Here is a 19,020-nt window from a genome sequence, read left to right on the forward strand (position 1 = left end):
GTGCCCAGCGGAAGCGGTGCGAACTCGGGTACGCCCGACCGCACCGCTTCCGTGACCCCCACAGCTCGCGGCCCAGCCAGGCCGACCACACCCCTTGGAGTCACCGTGGCCCCTCCCGTCCTCACGTCGGTCGCACCCAATACGGGTCCGGCGGCGGGCACCAATCCCGTGACCCTGAACGGAAGCCAGTTCACCGGCGCCACCGCCGTCACGTTCGGATCCGCGGCCGCCCTGTCGTACACGGTCACCACCCCCTCGACGATCACGGCGACCGTCCCGCCCGGAACCGGCACGGTCAACGTCACCGTGCGCACGCCCGCCGGGCTCAGCAACACGGTCGCCTACACCTACGCGCCCACACCGACCCTCAGTGCGATCGCACCGAACCAGGGACCGACGTCGGGCGGGACCACCGTGGTCCTCACCGGCACCGGCCTCACCGGGACCACTGCCGTCACCTTCGGCAGCACCCCCGCGACCTCCTACACCGTCAACTCCGCCAACCAGATCACCGCCGTCACCCCGGCCGGCAGCGGCGCGGTTGCGATCACCGCGACCACCGTCGGCGGCACCTCGGGGCCGGTGTTCTTCTACTACCTCAACGAGCCCTCGCTGCTGTCCGTCTCACCCGCCGAGGGACCGACGTCGGGCGGGACCACCGTGGTGCTCACCGGCACCGGCCTCACCGGGACCACCGCCGTCACCTTCGGCAGCACCCCCGCGACCTCCTACACCGTCAACTCCGCCACCCGGATCACCGCCATCACCCCGCCCGGCAGCGGATCCGTCGCGTGCACCGTCACCGGTCCCGGCGGCACCAGCAACTCCGTCATCTACACCTACGTGGCAGCGCCGACGCTCACCGCACTGTCGCCCACGCAGGGGCCGACCGGCGCGGGCGCCACCGTGACCCTGACGGGCACCGGGCTGACCACGACCTTCGCGGTCCACTTCGGTACCGAGCCGGCGGCCTTCACCGTGGTGTCGGACACGACAGCGATCGCGATCGCCCCGGCGGGTCCGGCGGGTCCGGTGCCGGTGAGTGTCATGACGTCGGGCGGCACGACCAACTCGCTCGCCTACCAGCGGGTTGCGCCTCCCGCGATCTAGCCAAATACCATGGCATCGGCGCCACCGGCCCGCGCCATCGGCCCGCTCCAGCCCATTCGAGCGAGCCGATGACTCAGGTGGGGCCGCCGGGACCCGCGCCTCCCGCATATGCCATCGAAAGCGGCCTAAGGTCACGCCCCGAACGGTTACGGCGAAACCCCGCCTGCCGAGCAGACCGAGGAGGCCCTTCAGTGAAAGCATGTCGTGCGCGCAAAGCCGGAGCCATGGTCGCCGCAGCCGCGGCGGCCACAGTGCTGTTCCTCGCTCCGTCGGCTGCTGCCGCCGATCAGTCCTCGACCACGGTCCAGGCCACGCCCTCATCGGCGGCGACCGGGCAACTGGTCACCCTCGACGCGACAGTGACCTGCAGCTCGGACCCGAGCGGCGGCCTCGGCGTGTCGTTCTTCGACGGCTCGGACCTCCTCGCGACCGCACCCGTCTCCGCCGACGGACACTCCTCACTGACCACCGGTTTCACGACCACCGGAACACACACCATCACCGCCGCCTACAACGGCGACGACGGTTGCAGCGCTTCGAACGACACCACCACCGTCACCGTCTCCCAAGCCCCGGCTCCCCCGGCCAACAACCCGGGCTGCCTGCTGTGCGGGCTCATCGACTTCCACTCCGGGGACATCCACAATCAGGTCAACGTCAACAGCCACAATGTGACGCGCATCGACAAATAAGCCCGTCCCGCCGGCCACTGGACGCGCGCCCGGGGTGCCACCACCGTGAGACTGAACGACCGACCGCCGATGTGAGACACCGGAAGCAGTACTGGTCAGAAGCAGGGCCGCTGCCGACAGAGGCGAGAACCCACAGGTCCGGTCAGGGCGGGCCTCACTCCCAGAGGGCCGACGGCGCCTCCTTCCGCACCACCGGGGCGATCTCCTCCGCGAACCGCTGCAGCGTCTCCAGCTGCTCCCCGCGCGCGAGCCCGAATCCGTCGACGCTGATGGACTGGAGGTCGTGCCGGTAGACCTCGTGGTAGCCGAGGATCTTGTCGATGATCTGCTGCGGGGACCCGATGAGCTGCGGGCCGCTCCCCATCGCGTCCTCGATGGTGCGGAAGGGGGTGTTGTATCCGGCTCTGCCCGCCAGATGTGGCTTGAAGGTCTGCGCCACCTTCGCCTCGTACAGCTCCTTGAAGCGCTCCACCGCCTGCTGCGAACTGTCGGCGATCAGCAGCCCGCCCGACCCGGCGGCGACATGGGCCCGCGCCGGGTCGTGCCCGTACTCCTCGAATTTCTCCCGGTAGTGGGCGATCAGCGCCGCATACGCCGCGCGCGGCTGGACGGCGTTGGCGGTGAAGAGCGGATCACCGTGGCGGGCCGCCAGTTCGGGGGAGTTGAGGCTGGTCGCCGAGCCGTGCCAGATGCGCGGGACCCCGTCGTACGGACGCGGGAGGGTCGTAGCCCCGTGCAGAGCGGGCCTGAACTCACCTTCCCAGTCGATCTCCTCCTCGCTCCAGAGCCGGCGCAGCAGCTCGTACTTCTCCTTCTGGAGGTCCCACTGCCGCTCCTCGTCGAGCCCGAAGAGGTCGAAGTGCCCGGCCTCCGCCCCCTTGCCGACGACCAGCTCGATACGGCCCCGCGACAGCTGGTCCAGGGTCGCGTAGTCCTCGGCGACCCGGACCGGATCGAGGATCGCCACGACCGTGACGCCGGTCAGCAGTCTGATCCTGGAGGTGCGGGCGGCGAGGGCGCCCAGCACCACCGTCGGGCTGGACGACAGAAAGGGCCCCGCGTGCCGCTCGCCGACCGCGTACCCGTCGAAGCCGAGCTGCTCGGCCGCCACGCCGACATCGACGACCTCGGCCAACCGGTCCGCTGCGGAGGGCAGTTCACCGGTCAGCGGGTGCGGGGCGTGGCTGATGAGGGAGAGCACTTGAAACTTCATGGTGCAACTCTGGGCGCCGCACATTGCGGCACTGTGGCAGCCGTGTGGCAGCAGTGAGGGGCGGCCCCGGAGGACCGCCCCTCACCGCTGCGGTGTTTCAGCGTGCTGCCGTTGTCAGCACGTCGGTTCTCCGCGCGTGGCCGCTACTTCTTGCCGAGCACGTCCTCGACCTTCGCCCGGACGTCGTCCGTGGCCAGGCCCCGGATGGTCAGCGTCGTACGGCGGCGCAGCACGTCGTCGGCCGTCTCGGCCCACTCGTGGTCGCGTGCGTAGACGACCTGCGCCCATATCTCCGGGGCGTCCGGGTGGACCCGTTCGGCCAGCGCCGGGTCCTCGTTCGCCAGCCGCGCGATGTCGAAGGAGAGCGAGCCGTAGTGCGTGGCCAGGTGGCGGGCCGTGTCCGCCGCCATGCGCGGCCCCGGCGTCCCGCCGTCCACAAGAAGCCGGTGCGCGACCGCGTGCGGGTTGGCGATGCCGGGCAGCGGCTGCTTCTTCGGCAGGTGCGAGATCGGCTCCATGTCGTCGCCGAGCGGGTGGCCGGGCAGTGCGGCCAGCTTGTTCATGACCGTACGGCCGATGTGCCGGAAGGTCGTCCACTTGCCGCCCGCCACCGAGAGCATCCCGCCGCGCCCCTCGGTGACGACCGTCTCGCGCTTAGCCTTCGAGGTGTCACCGGGGCCTCCCGGCAGCACCCGGAGTCCGGCGAAGGAGTACGTGATCAGATCACGCGAGAGCTGCTGGTCCCGTACGGAGAAGGCGGCCTCGTCCAGGATCTGGGTGATGTCCTTCTCGTTGACCGAGACATCGGCCGGGTCGCCCTCGTACTCCTCGTCGGTGGTCCCGAGCAGCAGCTGGTCCTCCCAGGGGAGGGCGAAGGTGATCCGGTACTTGTCGATCGGCGTCGCCAGCGCGGCACGCCAGGGCGCGGTGCGCTTGAGCACCAGGTGCGCGCCCTTGGAGAGCCGGATGGAGGGCGCCGCGTTCGGGTCCTCCAGCTTGCGCAGGTGGTCGACCCAGGGGCCGGTGGCGTTCAGTACGAGCCGGGCGCTGACGCCGAACTCGCTGCCGTCAAGACGGTCCTTCAGCTCCGCGCCGGTCACCCGGCCCCGGGTGAAGCGCAGCCCGGTGACCTCCGCGTGGTTGAGCACGGTGGCGCCGGACTCGACGGCGGCGCGCACCGTCATCAGGGCCATCCGCGAGTCGTTCATCTGGTCGTCGCCGTAGACCGCGACGGCCTTGAGGTTGTCGGTCCGCAGCTCGGGCACGTCGCGCTGCGCCTTCGCCGCGGAGATGACGTGGCCGACACCGTCGCCGAAGGCGGAGAGCGCGGAGTAGGCGAAGACGCCCGCACCGAGCTTGGCCGCGCCGTGCGGGCCGCCCTTGTACACCGGCAGGTAGAACGTCAGCGGGTTGGCCAGGTGCGGGGCCACGTCACGGGAGACGGCGCGGCGCTCGAAGTGGTTCTCCGCGACCAGCTTCACGGCCCCCGTCTGGAGGTAGCGGAGGCCGCCGTGCAGCAGCTTGGAGGAAGCGGACGATGTGGCGCCGGCGAAGTCACCGGCGTCCACCAGGGCCACCCGCAGCCCGGACTGCGCGGCGTGCCAGGCGGTGGAGATGCCCAGGATTCCGCCGCCGATCACCAGGAGGTCGTACGTCGCCTTGGAAAGCTGCTCCCGAGTCTCGGCGCGGCTCGGAAGGGAGCCGGAGGCCGGGTGCGTCCCGAGGGCCGGGACGCTCTGCAGGGTGGTCATATTGGTTACTCCTCGTCTTCGAGCCAGCCCATGGTCCGCTGTACGGCCTTGAGCCAGTTCTTGTACTCGCGGTCACGGACGGCCGCGTCCATCCGGGGTGTCCACTCGGCGGCCCTGCGCCAGTTGGCACGCAGTGCGTCGGTGTCCGGCCAGAAGCCGACGGCGAGACCGGCGGCGTAGGCAGCGCCGAGGCAGGTCGTCTCGGCCACCATCGGGCGCACCACCGGCGCGTCCAGGAAGTCGGAGAGCGTCTGCATCAGCAGGTTGTTGGAGGTCATTCCGCCGTCGACCTTGAGCGCGGTCAGCTCGACGCCGGAGTCCTTGGTCATGGCGTCGCTGATCTCACGCGTCTGCCAGGCGGTGGCCTCAAGAACGGCACGGGCGATGTGCGCCTTGGTGACGTAACGGGTCAGACCGGCGATCACACCGCGCGCGTCGGGACGCCAGTACGGGGCGAACAGACCGGAGAAGGCCGGTACGAAGTACGCGCCGCCGTTGTCCTCGACCGACGATGCCAGCGTCTCGACCTCGGCGGCACTGTTGATCATGCCCATCTGGTCGCGCAGCCACTGGACGAGCGAGCCCGTGACGGCGATCGACCCCTCCAGGGCGTACACCGGCTTCTGGTCGCCGATCTGGTAGCCGACGGTCGTCAGCAGGCCGTTGTACGAGTTGACGGGCGTGTCACCGGTGTTCATGAGCATGAAGGTGCCGGTGCCGTACGTCGACTTGGCCTCGCCCTCGGAGAAACAGGTCTGGCCGAACAGGGCCGCCTGCTGGTCGCCGAGCGCGGAAGCGACCGGGACACCGGCCAGCACGCCCGCGCTGGCCGTGCCGTACACCTCGGCGGACGAGCGGATCTCCGGCAGAACGGACTCGGGGATGCCGATGGAGGCGAGGATCTTCGGGTCCCACTCCATCTTGTGCAGGTTCATCAGGAGCGTGCGGGAGGCGTTGGTGACGTCCGTGACGTGGACACCGCCGTTCACCCCGCCCGTCAGGTTCCAGATGACCCAGGAGTCCATGGTGCCGAAGAGGATGTCGCCGGCCTCCGCGCGCTCGCGCAGCCCATCGACGTTGTCCAGCAGCCAGCGGATCTTCGGCCCTGCGAAGTACGAGGCCAGCGGCAGACCGGTCTCGCGGCGGAAGCGGTCCTGGCCGACGTTGCGGCCGAGCTCGCGGCAGAGCGCGTCGGTGCGGGTGTCCTGCCAGACGATGGCGTTGTGGACGGGCTCACCGGTGTTCTTGTCCCAGAGCAGCGTGGTCTCGCGCTGGTTGGTGATGCCGATGGCCTTGACGTCGGCTGCTGTGATGCCGGCCTTGTTGACCGCGCTGCCCACGACTTCCTGGACGTTGGTCCAGATCTCGGCGGCGTCGTGCTCGACCCAGCCGGGCTTGGGGAAGATCTGCTCGTGTTCCTTCTGGTCGACGGCGACGATCCGTCCGTCCCGGTCGAAGACGATGCAGCGGCTGGAGGTGGTGCCCTGGTCGATGGCCGCGATGAACGGCCCGGTGGTGTGAGCGTCAGTGGTCACGGTGTGCTCCGAAAGTCTGAAGGGTTGGTCGACGGTGCCGGTGCCGGGAGCTCACGCGAAGGCGAGGTTGTACAGACCGCCTGCGAGAGCGCCGCCTATGAGGGGGCCCGCCACGGGTATCCACGCGTAGCTCCAGTCCGAGCTGCCCTTGTGGGGGAGCCGCAGCAGGGAGTGGACGATACGCGGGCCGAGGTCGCGGACCGGGTTGATGGCGTAACCGGTCGGACCGCCGAGCGAGAGCCCGATGGATACGACGACCAGCGAGGTGATCAGAGCGCCGATGATGCTCAGGCCCTTGCCGTCCGCGCTGAGGCCCTGGGTCAGGATCGCCAGGACGAGGACCATGGTGCCGATGATCTCGGTGGCCAGGTTCTGCACGACGTTGCGGATCTCGGGCGCGGTGAAGAAGACACCGCCCACCGGGCCGGGGCCCGGCTCGCTCTTCGTGAGGCCCTTGTCCTGCGCCGCGATCTCCGGGTCCCTGAGATGGGCCTGGAAGTGTCCGTAGTACGCCACCCAGACCAGGGTCGCACCGATCATGGCGCCGAGCAGCTGGGAGCCGAGGTACAGGGGTACGTCACCCCACGGGGTGTCGCCCTTGATGGCCAGGCCTATGGTCACGGCCGGGTTCAGATGCGCGCCGGAGACGCCGGTGGAGATGTAGGCGGCGGTCAGTACGGCGAATCCCCAGCCGAACGTGACGGCCAGCCAGCCCGCGTCCTTGGCCTTGGAGCGCTTGAGTGTGACGGCGGCGCACACACCGGCGCCGAGCAGTACGAGTACGGCGGTCCCGATGGTCTCGCCGATGAAGATGTCGGAGCTGGACACCCGCGACTCCTTTGTCCTTCGTCCAGGGGAAGCCGGACACCGGTTTCCTCCGGTCGTCCGCGCCCTCAGGTGAGGGCGTTGCCGGCCCTTTGGCACTGTCACACCTTAACGCGTATTTCCGTTAAGTGTTCGACAATGCCGACCGATGAACGGCAGTTTTGTCCTGCGGTCGGTAAACGTCAAGGGGCTGTGACGTGAAACTCGATGGGCGGTTTCCGTCGGAGCCGTGCCGGCGCGCGGCCGGGACGGAAAAGGCGCCCCGGACCCGTACCCGCGGCGGCGCCTCAGAAGCGGCCGGCGCCCAGATCGCGCGAGACGGAGCGGGCGCAGTCGCGCACCGCGGCCACCAGTTCCGGGCGGAGCTCCCCGTCCACGCAGACCCGCTCGACCGCACCGGTCACCGCGATGGCGCCCAGCGGCATCCTGCGCCGGTCGTGGATGGGGGCGGCCACCGACGCCACGCCCTCCCAGGTCTCCTCGATGTCCGAACCCCAGCCGCGCGCCCTGGTCAGGTCGAGCACCGACTCGAACTGCTCCGGGTCGCTGATCGTGCGGGGAGTGAAAATCTGCCGCTCGGTCTCCAGGGCCTCGCTGTGCGCCACCGGGTCGTACGCCGAGAGCACCTTGCCCAGGGCGCTGGAGTGCAGTGGCTGCATGGCTCCGACCTCCAGCACCTGCCGGCTGTCGTCGGGGCGGAAGACATGGTGGACGATCAGGACGCCGCGCTGGTGCAGCACGCCCAGATAGACGCTCTCACCGCTGGAGCGGGCCAGGTCGTCGGTCCAGACGAGGGCGCGCGCCCGCAACTCGTGCACGTCCAGATAACTGTTGCCCAGGCGCAGCAGTTCGGCCCCCAGCTGATAGCGCCCGGATGCCGGGTCCTGCTCCACGAAACCCTCCTGCTGGAGGGTGCGCAGGATGCCGTGGGCGGTGCCTTTGGCCAGGTCGAGGGAGGAGGCGATGTCGGAGAGGCCGAGCCGCCGCTCGCCGCCCGCGAGCAGCCTCAGCATCGCAGCCGCCCGCTCCAGGGACTGAATGTTCTTCGCCATTGCTGGGCCACCCTCCACACTGTTCGGCAATGCTGAACACTATCGGTCCATGTCGACCCAGTGTCACGCGGAGTGCGGCCGGGCGATACCGGATCCGACCCGCGGCCCTGCGGTGGCAGGGGCGTCCGTCCCGTGGGACACCTGCCCCTATCGGTGCCGTCCCCGTTAGGCTGGCCTGGTGCGCCATCCTGCCGGAAGGCGCAAAGCCGACAGCCGTCGCATCCCAGGGAGTACATTCCATGGCCTCGTCGCCAACCCCTTCCGCTGACAGCCGGACCCGAGCTGACGCCCTCCGAGAGGCACTGGCCACCCGTGTGGTGGTGGCCGACGGTGCGATGGGCACGATGCTGCAGGCGCAGGATCCCACTCTTGAGGACTTCCAGCAGCTGGAGGGCTGCAACGAGATCCTGAACGTGACCAGGCCGGACATCGTCCGCTCGGTGCACGAGGAGTACTTCGCTGTCGGCGTCGACTGTGTGGAGACGAACACCTTCGGCGCGAACCACTCGGCGGCGAACGAGTACGAGATCGCCGACCGGATCACCGAGCTGTCCGAGGCCGGCGCCCGCATCGCCCGCGAGGTGGCCGACGAGTTCGGCGCGAAGGACGGCCGCCAGCGCTGGGTCCTCGGCTCGATCGGCCCCGGCACCAAGCTGCCGTCGCTCGGCCACACCACGTACGACGTCCTGCGGGACGGCTACCAGCAGAACGCCGAGGGACTGCTCGCCGGCGGGGCGGACGCCCTGATCGTGGAGACCACCCAGGACCTGCTGCAGACCAAGTCGAGCCTGATCGGCGCACGCCGGGCGATGGACGCCCTCGGTGTCAGCGTGCCGCTGATCTGCTCACTCGCCTTCGAGACGACCGGCGTCATGCTGCTCGGCTCCGAGATCGGCGCCGCGCTGACCGCCCTGGAGCCCCTGGGTATCGACCTGATCGGGCTGAACTGCTCGACGGGCCCGGCCGAGATGAGCGAGCACCTGCGCTATCTGGCCCGCCACTCGCGTACCCCGCTGATGTGCATGCCGAACGCCGGCCTGCCCGTGCTGACCAAGGATGGCGCGCACTTCCCGCTCGGCCCCGAGGGACTGGCGGACGCGCAGGAAGCATTCGTGACCGACTACGGCCTGTCCCTGATCGGCGGCTGCTGCGGCACGACGCCCGAGCATCTGCGTCAGGTCGTCGACCGGGCCAGCGCCCTCACCCCCACCGCTCGTGAGCCGCGTCCTGAGCCGGGTGCCGCGTCGCTGTATCAGACGGTGCCGTTCCGTCAGGACACGGCGTATATGGCGATCGGTGAGCGGACGAATGCCAACGGCAGTAAGAAGTTCCGTGAGGCGATGCTGGAGGCGCGTTGGGACGACTGTGTGGAGATGGCGCGCGATCAGATCCGTGAGGGCGCGCACATGCTGGATCTGTGTGTCGACTATGTGGGCCGTGATGGTGTGGCCGACATGAGCGAGCTGGCGGGCCGTTTCGCGACCGCCTCGACGTTGCCGATTGTGCTGGACTCCACGGAACTGCCTGTGCTGCGGGCGGGTTTGGAGAAGCTGGGCGGTCGGGCGGTCCTGAACTCGGTGAATTACGAGGACGGTGACGGGCCGGAGTCCCGTTTCGCGAAGGTGACCGCGCTGGCGGTCGAGCACGGTGCCGCGCTGATCGCGCTGACGATCGATGAGGAGGGTCAGGCGCGCACGGTCGAGCACAAGGTCGCTGTCGCGGAGCGGCTGATCGAGGACCTGACCGGTAATTGGGGGGTGCGCGAGTCGGACATTCTCATCGACACGCTGACCTTCACGATCTGCACGGGTCAGGAGGAGTCGAGGGGCGACGGCGTCGCCACCATCGAGGCCATCCGCGAGCTGAAGCGCCGGCATCCGGATGTCCAGACCACGCTGGGTCTGTCGAATATTTCCTTCGGTCTCAACCCGGCTGCCCGGGTGGTGCTGAACTCGGTGTTCCTGGATGAGTGTGTGAAGGCGGGGCTGGATTCGGCGATCGTGCATGCGTCGAAGATCCTGCCGATCGCCCGCCTGGAGGAGGAGCAGGTCAAGGTCGCCCTCGACCTGATCTACGACCGGCGGGCTGAGGGCTATGACCCGTTGCAGAAGCTCATGGAGCTTTTCGAGGGCGTCAACATGAAGTCCATGAAGCAGGGCAGGGCCGAGGAGCTCATGGCTCTCCCGCTGGACGAGCGGTTGCAGCGCAGGATCATCGACGGGGAGAAGAACGGTCTGGAGGCCGACCTGGATGAGGCGTTGCAGGCCCGGCCGGCTCTGGAGATCGTCAATGACACCTTGCTGGAGGGTATGAAGGTTGTCGGTGAGCTTTTCGGGTCGGGGCAGATGCAGTTGCCGTTCGTGCTCCAGTCGGCTGAGGTGATGAAGAGTGCGGTGGCTCATCTGGAGCCGCACATGGAGAAGACCGATGATGACGGCAAGGGCACGATCGTTCTGGCCACCGTCCGTGGTGACGTGCATGACATCGGTAAGAATCTCGTCGACATCATTCTGACGAACAATGGCTACAACGTCGTCAACCTCGGTATCAAGCAGCCTGTCTCGGCGATCCTGGAAGCGGCGGAGGAGCACAAGGCGGACGTCATCGGGATGTCCGGTCTCCTGGTGAAGTCGACTGTGATCATGAAGGAGAACCTCCAGGAGCTCAACCAGCGCAAGATGGCTGCCGATTTCCCCGTCATCCTCGGCGGCGCAGCCCTGACCAGGGCGTATGTCGAGCAGGACCTTCACGAGATCTACGAGGGCGAGGTCCGCTATGCGCGGGATGCTTTCGAGGGTCTGCGGTTGATGGATGCGCTGATCGGGGTCAAGCGGGGTGTGCCGGGTGTGGTGCTGCCCGAGCTCAAGCAGCGGCGGGTGCCGAAGCGGGATACGGCTGCTGTTCTGGAGGTGGAGGAGGCGCAGGGGCCTGTCCGCTCGGATGTGGCCACCGACAATCCGGTCCCGGAGCCGCCGTTCTGGGGCACCCGTGTCGTCAAGGGGATCCAGCTCAAGGAGTATGCGTCCTGGCTGGACGAGGGCGCGCTGTTCAAGGGGCAGTGGGGTCTGAAGGAGGCCCGTAAGGGTGAGGGTCCCACGTATGAGGAGCTGGTGGAGGCCGAGGGGCGGCCGCACCTGCGGGGGTGGCTGGATCAGCTGCACACCAAGAACATGCTCGAAGCGGCAGTGGTCTACGGCTACTTCCCCTGTGTCTCCAAGGGCGACGACCTGATCCTCCTGAACGAGGACGGCAGTGAGCGGACCCGTTTCTCCTTCCCGCGTCAGCGCCGTGGCCGCAGGCTCTGTCTGGCGGATTTCTTCCGCCCCGAGGAGTCCGGCGAGACCGATGTGATCGGTCTCCAGGTGGTCACGGTCGGCTCGCGGATCGGTGAGGCCACCGCCGAGCTGTTCGAGGCCAACTCCTACCGCGACTACCTCGAACTCCACGGCCTCTCCGTCCAGTTGGCCGAAGCCCTCGCCGAGTACTGGCACGCACGAGTCCGCTCCGAACTCGGCTACGCGGGCGAGGACCCCTCCGACGTCCAGGACATGTTCGCCCTGAAGTACCGCGGTGCGCGCTTCTCGCTCGGCTACGGCGCCTGCCCGGATCTGGAGGACCGGGCGAAGATCGCCGAACTGCTCCAGCCCGAGCGGATCGGCGTACACCTCTCCGAGGAGTTCCAGCTGCACCCCGAGCAGTCCACCGACGCGATCGTGATCCACCACCCCGAGGCGAAGTACTTCAACGCCCGGTAGACCCGTAGCCCGCTACCGGGCGCGGGTGCGCCGCATCGCAGCGCGCGCCGGACCGTCCCGACGTACACTGGTCGGTCCGGTGCAGGCCGGTTGCCTTCCCAGCAGGGCGGGCGACCGGCCTTCGTGTCCCTCCAGGAGGTGTCCCCGTATGACCAGTACGGTCGCCGCGCTCAACACCCGTATGGCCGAAGGCGCAGCTCTGCAGGCGGTCCTGCTCGACATGGACGGCACGCTGGTGGACACCGAGGGCATCTGGTGGGACGCCGAGGTGGAGGTCTTCGCGGACCTCGGCCACCGGCTCGACGAACGCTGGCGCGACACCGTGGTGGGCGGGCCGATGACCCGCAGTGCGGGATACCTGATCGAGGTCACCGGCGCGGACATCGCGCTCCCCGAGCTGACCACGCTGCTCAACGACCGGTTCGAGGCGCGGATCTCGGGCGGGGTGCCGCTGATGCCCGGGGCGCTGCGGCTGCTCACCGAGCTGGCCGCCCACGGTGTGCCCACGGCCCTGGTCTCCGCCTCGCACCGGCGGATCATCGACCGGGTCCTCAAGTCGCTCGGCCCGGACAACTTCTCCCTGACCATCGCGGGCGACGAGGTGGCGCGGACGAAACCGCACCCGGACCCCTATCTCGCCGCCGCCGCGGGCCTGGACGCCGATCCGGCGCGCTGCGCGGTCATCGAGGACACCGCGACCGGAGTGGCGGCGGCGGAGGCCGCGGGCTGCCGCGTGGTGGCAGTGCCCTCCGTGGCGCCCATCGCCGCAGCGGACGGCCGGGTAGTCGTCGGATCTCTGGAAGAAGTCGATCTGGGCTTTCTCAGGGCACTGGTCAACGGAATGCACCGAGCCGGATACTGACCGTGTTCCTTTCGTTTTGAAGGGAATCGGCGCCTGTCATCCACCTGTATTTACGTGAGCATGAAGAGAGGCTTGATGCTTTACGAAAGGCGGGGTCGAAGTGACGTTCATCACCTGACGAAACGTCGACACGGGGGCATTTGCGTGCTGCGAGTGCCGCATCGCCGTTCAGCACATGCCCATGTGTCCCGATTGGTGAAGCGGTGTACGAATCATTTCGGTGGTCGGATATTGACGCTCCGCTATCCGTGAAGATGGTGTGGATCCCACCCAAGTCGCCCCCGGTCCAGGTTTCCTGACGTTCCCCACTAATCTCATGGCGAGAACTTCGCCGTACACTTCTGTGCCCCCGGCGCCCACCATGCGGCCGGGATCACTGGACTGATCGCTCTGTACCCGGCCCGATCGCCCCGCCCCGATCGGGCGGCAGCGGCGGAGTGTCTGTACATCGCTGTATCCCAGTGCCGGATGAGGAGAACGTCCAGAATGAACCGCAAGACTCTGGTGCTGCCGGCGATAGTGTGCCTGCTCGCTCCGGTACTCGCCGCGTGCGGCAGCACAGGCAGCGGCGGCGACGGCGGCAAAGCCATCGTCGTGGGCACGACGGACTTCATCGAGTCCGGCAATAAGGCTCCGGCTCCTCTCGACCCCGCCTACACCTATGACACCGGCGTCTGGAACTTCCTGCGCCCGACACTCCAGTCACTCATGGCGATGCCGCGTGGTGGCGGCCTGCCGGTGCCGGACGCCGCCAGCGACTGCCGTTTCACGGACACCGAGAACGAGAGCTACCGCTGCAAGCTCCGCAGCGGCCTCCAGTTCGCCAACGGCGACCCCCTCACGGCCGCCGATGTGAAGTACTCGATGGAACGCGTCACCAAGATCGATGACCCGAACGGCCCGGCCGGTCTGCTGGAGAACATCGACACCATCGAGGCCGTCAACTCTCACGAGCTGGTCTTCCACCTCAAGACGCCCGACGCCACCTTCCCGTACAAGCTGGCGACGCCTGCCGCGGGCATCGTGGAGAAGAAGGAGTACGCGCCGAACAAGCTGCGCAAGGGCTTCGTGATCGACGGCTCCGGCCCGTACACCTTCAAGGCGGTGGTCAGCAACAACCGCTTGCAGAAGGCCATCTTCACCAAGAACCCCCACTACAAGGGGTCGCTGAAGCTGCAGAACGACAAGGTCGAGATCGATTCCTTCAAGGACGCCGCGGCCATGGGCTCCGCGCTGAAGTCCGCGAAGATCGACATGATGGCCCGCACGCTCTCCCCGGAGCAGATCAAGCAGTTCTCGGACGGTTCGTCGCCGAACATCAACTTCGTCGAGAGCCCCGGCCTGGAGATCCGCTACCTCGCCTTCAACACCAATGACCCGGCGGTGAAGAACAAGGCGGTCCGCCAGGCGATGGCCGCGCTCGTCGACCGCGGTCAGATCGCCAGCCAGGTGTACGGCGCCACCTCCGACCCGCTCTACTCGCTGATCCCCACCGGCATCGGCGGACACACGAATTCGTTCTTCAACAAGTACGGCGATCCGAGCAAGTCCGAGGCCGCCCAGATCCTGCACTCCGCCGGGATCACCAACAAGGTCCGGCTGACCCTGGACTACACGAGCGACCACTACGGGCCGGGTACGGCGAAGGAGTTCGCGCTGCTCAAGCAGCAGCTGAACGCCTCCGGGCTGTTCGACGTGAAGACCCAGGGCCACAAGTGGGCGCAGTTCCGCCCCGACGAGGTGAAGGGCGACTACGCGGTCTACGGCATGGGCTGGTTCCCGGACTTCCCCGACGCGGACAACTTCATCTCGCCGTTCCTCAGCAAGGGCAACTTCCTCAACTCGCCCTACGTGAACACCACCATCCGCGACAAGTACATCCCGGACTCCCGGCGCGCCGCGGACCGCACCACGGCGGTGGTCCCGCTCCAGAAGATCCAGGACATCGTCGCGGACGACGTTCCCGTGCTGCCGCTCTGGCAGGGCAAGCAGTATGTGGCGGCCCGGGACGACCTGACCGGAGCGGAGTGGGCGCTGAGCAACTCCTCCGCCCTGCAGATCTGGGAGCTCGCCCGCGGCGTCAGCTGACCGGCCGGCGGCAGCACACCGGCCGGTGTGCTGCCGCCCGGAGCCGCCCCGGTGGGTCGCGGGCGGCCCGGAGGACCGGCGGGCGGGGCCCGGGAGCTACTGCTGGGCCCCCGGGCGTACCAGACCGCTCTCGTACGCGTAGACCGCTGCCTGGACCCGGTCGCGCAGCCCCAGCTTGGTCAGCACGTGACCCACATGCGTCTTCACCGTGGTCTCGCTGACGAACAGATCGGCGGCGATCTCGGCGTTGGACAGACCCCGCGCGACCAGCTTGAGGACTTCCACCTCGCGCTCGGTCAGCGTGTGCAGCGTGTCCGGAACGGGATCCTCGCCGGACGGCAGATGGTCCGCGTACTTGTCGAGCAGCCGGCGGGTGATGCTCGGCGCGAGCATCGCCTCGCCCCCGGCCACCACCCGGATCGCCTGGACCAGCTCATTGGCGGGCGCGTCCTTGAGCAGGAAACCGCTCGCGCCGGCCCGCAGGGCCTCCACGACGTACTCGTCCAGGTCGAAAGTGGTCAGCACCAGGACCTTCGCCGGGCCGTCCCGGCCGGGGCCGGTGATCTGGCGGGTGGCCTCGACCCCGTCCATCCGGGGCATCCGGATGTCCATCAGCACCACATCGGGCTGCAACGCCCGGACCTGGTCGAGGGCCTGGAGGCCGTCCCCGGCCTCACCGACCACCGCCAGGTCCTGCTCGGCCTCCAGAATCATCCGGAAACCGGTGCGCAGCAGCGGCTGGTCATCGACCAGTAGGACGCGGATCGCCACGGGAACTCCTTCGCTAGACCGGCCCCATTCTGCCCTGACCGGCCCACCGGGACGCCGCAGGGCGTACCGGGGGAGTCCAGGACGGATCAGGCACAGCGCCGAAGGGGCCCGCCGGATCTCACCGCTCCGCGGCCGCGCCGGACACCTCGGCCCCGGCCTCGCGCACCACTTCCAGGGGGTAGACCGGCGGGGTGCCGCCGAATTCCGGACAGACCGCCTGGTGGTCGCACCAGCCGCAGAGCTTCGTCGGCCGCGGCTGCCAGTCGCCGCTCTCCGTGGCCTTCCTGATCGCGTCCCACAGCGCCAGCAGCTTGCGCTCGACCCGCTCCAGATCGCCTTCGACCGGGTCGTACGTCACCACGTCGCCGCTCCCCAGATACACCAGCTGGAGCCGGCGCGGCAGGATGCCCTTCAGCCGCCACACGACCAGCGCGTAGAACTTCATCTGGAAGAGCGCGCCCTCCGCGAACTGCGGGCGCGGCGCCTTGCCCGTCTTGTAGTCGACGATCCGGACCTCGCCGGTCGGCGCCACATCGACCCGGTCGATGATCCCGCGCAGCCGCAGCCCCGACGCCAGCTCCGTCTCGATGAACAGCTCCCGCTCGGCCGGTTCGAGCCGCGTCGGGTCCTCCAGCGTGAACCACCGCTCGACCAGCGCCTCGGCCTCCGAGAGCCACTTCGCCAGCTGCTCGCCCCCGGGGTCGTCCGCGAACAGCTCGCCCAGCTCCGGCTTGGCCGACAGAAGGCGGTCCCACTGGCCGGGGACCATGCCCCGGGCGCGCGGAACCGTCCGCTCCGCCGCCGGGTCGTCGAACATCCGCTCCAGCACCGCATGCACCAGAGTGCCGCGCGTCGCCGCAGGACTGGGCTTCTCCGGCAGCTTGTCGATCACCCGGAACCTGTACAGCAGCGGACACTGCATGAAGTCACTCGCCCGCGACGGCGAGAGTGAAGTGGGCTGCTGGGCGGTAGTCATGTCCAAGACCCTACGACCCGCCACTGACAACGATCCGCATACCATCGACGGTGGACCTCCTCACCCTGCATGATCAGGACACCGTGGAAAGCGGTGTCGGACCGGCGGCGGTGCGGAGGAACGCATTCGAACGACATGAACGACACGGAACGACATGAAGGGACACCGTGGACGAGAGCGGCGACAGCGGGCGCCCGCAGCCCGGCGCGGACGGGTCGGGGCCCGGCCCCGCGCCCGACGGCGGCAAACCGCAGCGCCGCCGGGACGCACCGGGCGGCGGCATCCTGATGGGCCGCCCCTTCGGAGTCCCGGTGTACGTCGCCCCCAGCTGGTTCCTGGTGGCAGCCCTCATCACCTGGGTATTCGGCGGCCAGCTCGACCGGATCCTCCCCGAACTGGGCAACGTCCGGTATCTGGTCTCCCTCTTCTTCGCGGTCGCCTTCTACGCCTCCGTGCTGGTCCACGAACTGGCCCACACCGTCGCCGCACTGCGGTTCAAGCTGCCGGTGCGCCGCATCCAGCTCCAGTTCTTCGGCGGTGTCTCGGAGATCGAGAAGGAGTCCGACACCCCGGGGCGCGAGTTCATCCTGGCCTTCGTCGGACCGCTGCTCTCGCTGATCCTCTCCGGCCTCTTCTACCTCGGGATGAAGGCGGTGGAGCCCGGTACGGTCCCCGGAGTGCTGCTGGCCGGCCTGATGATCTCCAACCTCATCGTGGCGGTCTTCAACCTGCTGCCCGGGCTTCCGCTGGACGGCGGCCGGATGCTCCGCGCGGTCGTCTGGAAGATCACCGGCAAGCCGATGAGCGGCACCATCGCCGCCGCCTGGTTCGGCCGCCTGCTCGCCGTCTCGGTCCTGATCGGCCTCCCGCTGCTCACCCACACCGGCTCCGACGCCGACGTGGGCGGCATGGAGACGGTCATGGACGCACTGCTCGCCGCGATCCTCGCCGCGATCATCTGGACCGGCGCGGGCAACAGCCTGCGGATGGCCAGGCTCCGCGAACACCTCCCCGAACTCCGCGCCCGTACGCTCACCCGGCGCGCCGTCCCCGTGGAGACGACGACACCGCTCTCGGAGGCGCTGCGCAGGGCCAATGACGCCGGTGCCCGCGCACTGGTCGTCGTGGACAGCCAGGGCGACCCGACCGCCCTGGTCCGGGAAGCGGCCATCGTCGGAGTGCCGGAGCACCGGCGCCCCTGGGTCGCGGTCAGCGGACTCGCCCAGGACCTCACCGAGGGGATGCGGGTGCCGGCCGAGCTGGCGGGCGAGGCGCTCCTCGACAAGCTGCGGGCCAGTCCGGCCACCGAGTACCTGGTGGTCGAGGAGACCGGCGCGATCTACGGAGTCCTCTCCACCGCCGACGTCGAACGGGCATTCGTCCAGGCGATGGCGCGACCCGGTTCCTGAGGCCGGTAGTCTGCTCGTATGTCCGAACCGACCGGTGCCGCCCGCCGACGTGGGCCCTTCAAAGTCGGGGACCAGGTCCAGCTCACCGACCCCAAGGGACGCCACTACACCTTCACGCTCGAAGCCGGGAAGAACTTCCACACCCACAAGGGTTCTTTCCCGCACGACGAGCTGATCGGTGCTCCCGAGGGCAGTGTTGTCCGTACCACGGGAAACGTCGCCTACCTCGCGCTGCGCCCCCTGCTCCCCGATTTCGTCCTGTCCATGCCCCGCGGCGCCGCCGTGGTCTACCCCAAGGACGCGGGCCAGATCCTGGCCTTCGGGGACATCTTCCCCGGCGCACGCGTCGTCGAGGCGGGTGTGGGGTCCGGCGCACTCAGCAGCTTCCTGCTGCGTGCCATCGGCGAGCAGGGGATGCTGCACTCGTACGAGCGCCGCGAGGACTTCGCGGAGATCGCCACGCAGAACGTGGAGCGCTACTTCGGCGGTCCGCACCCCGCCTGGCAGCTCACCGTCGGTGACCTCCAGGACAACCTCTCCGACACGGACGTCGACCGTGTGGTGCTGGACATGCTCGCCCCCTGGGAGTGCCTGGACGCCGTCTCCAAGGCGCTCGTCCCCGGCGGCATCCTCTGCTGCTACGTGGCCACCACCACCCAGCTCTCGCGCACCGTCGAGTCGATCAGGGAGATCGGCTGCTTCGCCGAGCCGCAGCCCTGGGAGTCCATGGTCCGCAACTGGCACGTCGAGGGGCTGGCCGTCCGCCCGGACCACCGGATGATCGGCCACACCGGCTTCCTCGTCACCGCCCGCCGTCTCGCCGACGGTGTGGAGGCCCCGCTGCGCCGCCGCCGGCCGTCCAAGGGCGCGTACGGCGAGGACTACAGCGGTCCCGGAAAGAGCACCGCCCAGCCGAAGGCCGCAGTCGAGAGCGACTCGGCCGAGAGCGGATCGACCGGTTCCGACGAGATCGTCTGACCC

At 68.7% G+C, this 19,020-nt stretch carries 14 protein-coding genes; 7 read left to right on the forward strand and 7 right to left on the reverse strand.

The window, feature by feature from the left end; translation table 11 throughout:
* The first annotated feature begins 105 nt into the window (after positions 1-105).
* Positions 106-1,110, forward strand: a complete 1,005-nt coding sequence (locus OG385_RS27610) for an IPT/TIG domain-containing protein (protein ID WP_266858675.1) — start codon at positions 106-108, stop codon at positions 1,108-1,110.
* A 191-nt stretch (positions 1,111-1,301) separates the two neighbouring features.
* Entirely contained in the window at positions 1,302-1,802 is a 501-nt protein-coding gene (locus tag OG385_RS27615; RefSeq protein WP_266858677.1) for an Ig-like domain-containing protein, read from the forward strand.
* Between the two features lie 154 nt (positions 1,803-1,956).
* Here the strand turns inward: OG385_RS27615 and OG385_RS27620 are convergent, their stop codons facing one another.
* From OG385_RS27620 to OG385_RS27640, 5 genes are all read right to left on the reverse strand, one after another.
* The gene (locus OG385_RS27620) at positions 1,957-3,015 is read right to left on the reverse strand and encodes an LLM class flavin-dependent oxidoreductase (RefSeq protein WP_266858679.1); all 1,059 of its coding nucleotides are present in this window, start codon (positions 3,013-3,015) and stop codon (positions 1,957-1,959) included.
* Positions 3,016-3,158: 143 nt separating this feature from the next.
* Positions 3,159-4,766, reverse strand: a complete 1,608-nt coding sequence (locus tag OG385_RS27625) for a glycerol-3-phosphate dehydrogenase/oxidase (RefSeq protein ID WP_266858681.1) — start codon at positions 4,764-4,766, stop codon at positions 3,159-3,161.
* Between the two features lie 5 nt (positions 4,767-4,771).
* Positions 4,772-6,301, reverse strand: a complete 1,530-nt coding sequence (gene glpK, locus OG385_RS27630) for a glycerol kinase GlpK (protein ID WP_266858682.1) — start codon at positions 6,299-6,301, stop codon at positions 4,772-4,774.
* Positions 6,302-6,352: 51 nt separating this feature from the next.
* Positions 6,353-7,129: an MIP/aquaporin family protein gene (locus OG385_RS27635; RefSeq protein ID WP_266858683.1), complete on the reverse strand. Its 777-nt coding sequence runs from the start codon at positions 7,127-7,129 to the stop codon at positions 6,353-6,355.
* Positions 7,130-7,413: 284 nt separating this feature from the next.
* Positions 7,414-8,178, reverse strand: a complete 765-nt coding sequence (locus OG385_RS27640) for an IclR family transcriptional regulator (RefSeq protein ID WP_266858684.1) — start codon at positions 8,176-8,178, stop codon at positions 7,414-7,416.
* Between the two features lie 239 nt (positions 8,179-8,417).
* Between OG385_RS27640 and metH the strand changes: the two genes are divergently transcribed.
* The 3 genes from metH to OG385_RS27655 all read left to right on the forward strand — a co-directional run bounded on the left by metH (position 8,418) and on the right by OG385_RS27655 (position 14,883).
* Positions 8,418-11,933, forward strand: coding sequence for a methionine synthase (gene metH, locus OG385_RS27645; RefSeq protein ID WP_266858685.1), 3,516 nt, complete (start codon positions 8,418-8,420; stop codon positions 11,931-11,933).
* A 148-nt stretch (positions 11,934-12,081) separates the two neighbouring features.
* Positions 12,082-12,795, forward strand: coding sequence for an HAD family phosphatase (locus tag OG385_RS27650; RefSeq protein WP_266858687.1), 714 nt, complete (start codon positions 12,082-12,084; stop codon positions 12,793-12,795).
* A 486-nt stretch (positions 12,796-13,281) separates the two neighbouring features.
* Positions 13,282-14,883 carry an ABC transporter substrate-binding protein gene (locus OG385_RS27655; RefSeq protein ID WP_266858689.1) on the forward strand — a complete coding sequence of 534 codons (1,602 nt, stop codon included), beginning with the start codon at positions 13,282-13,284 and terminating at the stop codon, positions 14,881-14,883.
* Between the two features lie 96 nt (positions 14,884-14,979).
* Here OG385_RS27655 and OG385_RS27660 read toward each other — a convergent pair whose 3' ends face one another.
* A complete protein-coding gene (locus tag OG385_RS27660; RefSeq protein ID WP_164263912.1) occupies positions 14,980-15,654 on the reverse strand; it encodes a response regulator transcription factor in 675 nt (224 codons plus the stop codon).
* Between the two features lie 118 nt (positions 15,655-15,772).
* Positions 15,773-16,630 (reverse strand): RecB family exonuclease, encoded by an 858-nt coding sequence (locus OG385_RS27665; RefSeq protein WP_266858690.1) that lies wholly within the window; start codon positions 16,628-16,630, stop codon positions 15,773-15,775.
* A gap of 167 nt (positions 16,631-16,797) precedes the next feature.
* Between OG385_RS27665 and OG385_RS27670 the strand changes: the two genes are divergently transcribed.
* Both OG385_RS27670 and OG385_RS27675 read left to right on the forward strand, forming a co-directional pair.
* Entirely contained in the window at positions 16,798-18,039 is a 1,242-nt protein-coding gene (locus OG385_RS27670; protein WP_266858692.1) for a site-2 protease family protein, read from the forward strand.
* An 18-nt stretch (positions 18,040-18,057) separates the two neighbouring features.
* Complete coding sequence (locus OG385_RS27675) at positions 18,058-19,017, forward strand: tRNA (adenine-N1)-methyltransferase (protein ID WP_266858694.1); 960 nt, start codon at positions 18,058-18,060, stop codon at positions 19,015-19,017.
* Positions 19,018-19,020: the final 3 nt, after the last annotated feature.

The organism is Streptomyces sp. NBC_01306 (genome assembly GCF_026340465.1).
Classification (GTDB): Bacteria; Actinomycetota; Actinomycetes; order Streptomycetales; family Streptomycetaceae; genus Streptomyces.

Bases quoted from the DNA above. Each gene is read 5' to 3' on its own strand.
- OG385_RS27620 (WP_266858679.1), bottom strand. From the start codon at position 3,015: ATGAAGTTTCAAGTGCTCTCCCTCATCAGCCACGCCCCGCACCCGCTG.
- OG385_RS27625 (WP_266858681.1), bottom strand. From the start codon at position 4,766: ATGACCACCCTGCAGAGCGTCCCGGCCCTCGGGACGCACCCGGCCTCC.
- OG385_RS27640 (WP_266858684.1), bottom strand. From the start codon at position 8,178: ATGGCGAAGAACATTCAGTCCCTGGAGCGGGCGGCTGCGATGCTGAGG.
- metH (WP_266858685.1), top strand. From the start codon at position 8,418: ATGGCCTCGTCGCCAACCCCTTCCGCTGACAGCCGGACCCGAGCTGAC.
- OG385_RS27650 (WP_266858687.1), top strand. From the start codon at position 12,082: ATGACCAGTACGGTCGCCGCGCTCAACACCCGTATGGCCGAAGGCGCA.
- OG385_RS27655 (WP_266858689.1), top strand. From the start codon at position 13,282: ATGAACCGCAAGACTCTGGTGCTGCCGGCGATAGTGTGCCTGCTCGCT.
- OG385_RS27665 (WP_266858690.1), bottom strand. From the start codon at position 16,630: ATGACTACCGCCCAGCAGCCCACTTCACTCTCGCCGTCGCGGGCGAGT.
- OG385_RS27675 (WP_266858694.1), top strand. From the start codon at position 18,058: ATGTCCGAACCGACCGGTGCCGCCCGCCGACGTGGGCCCTTCAAAGTC.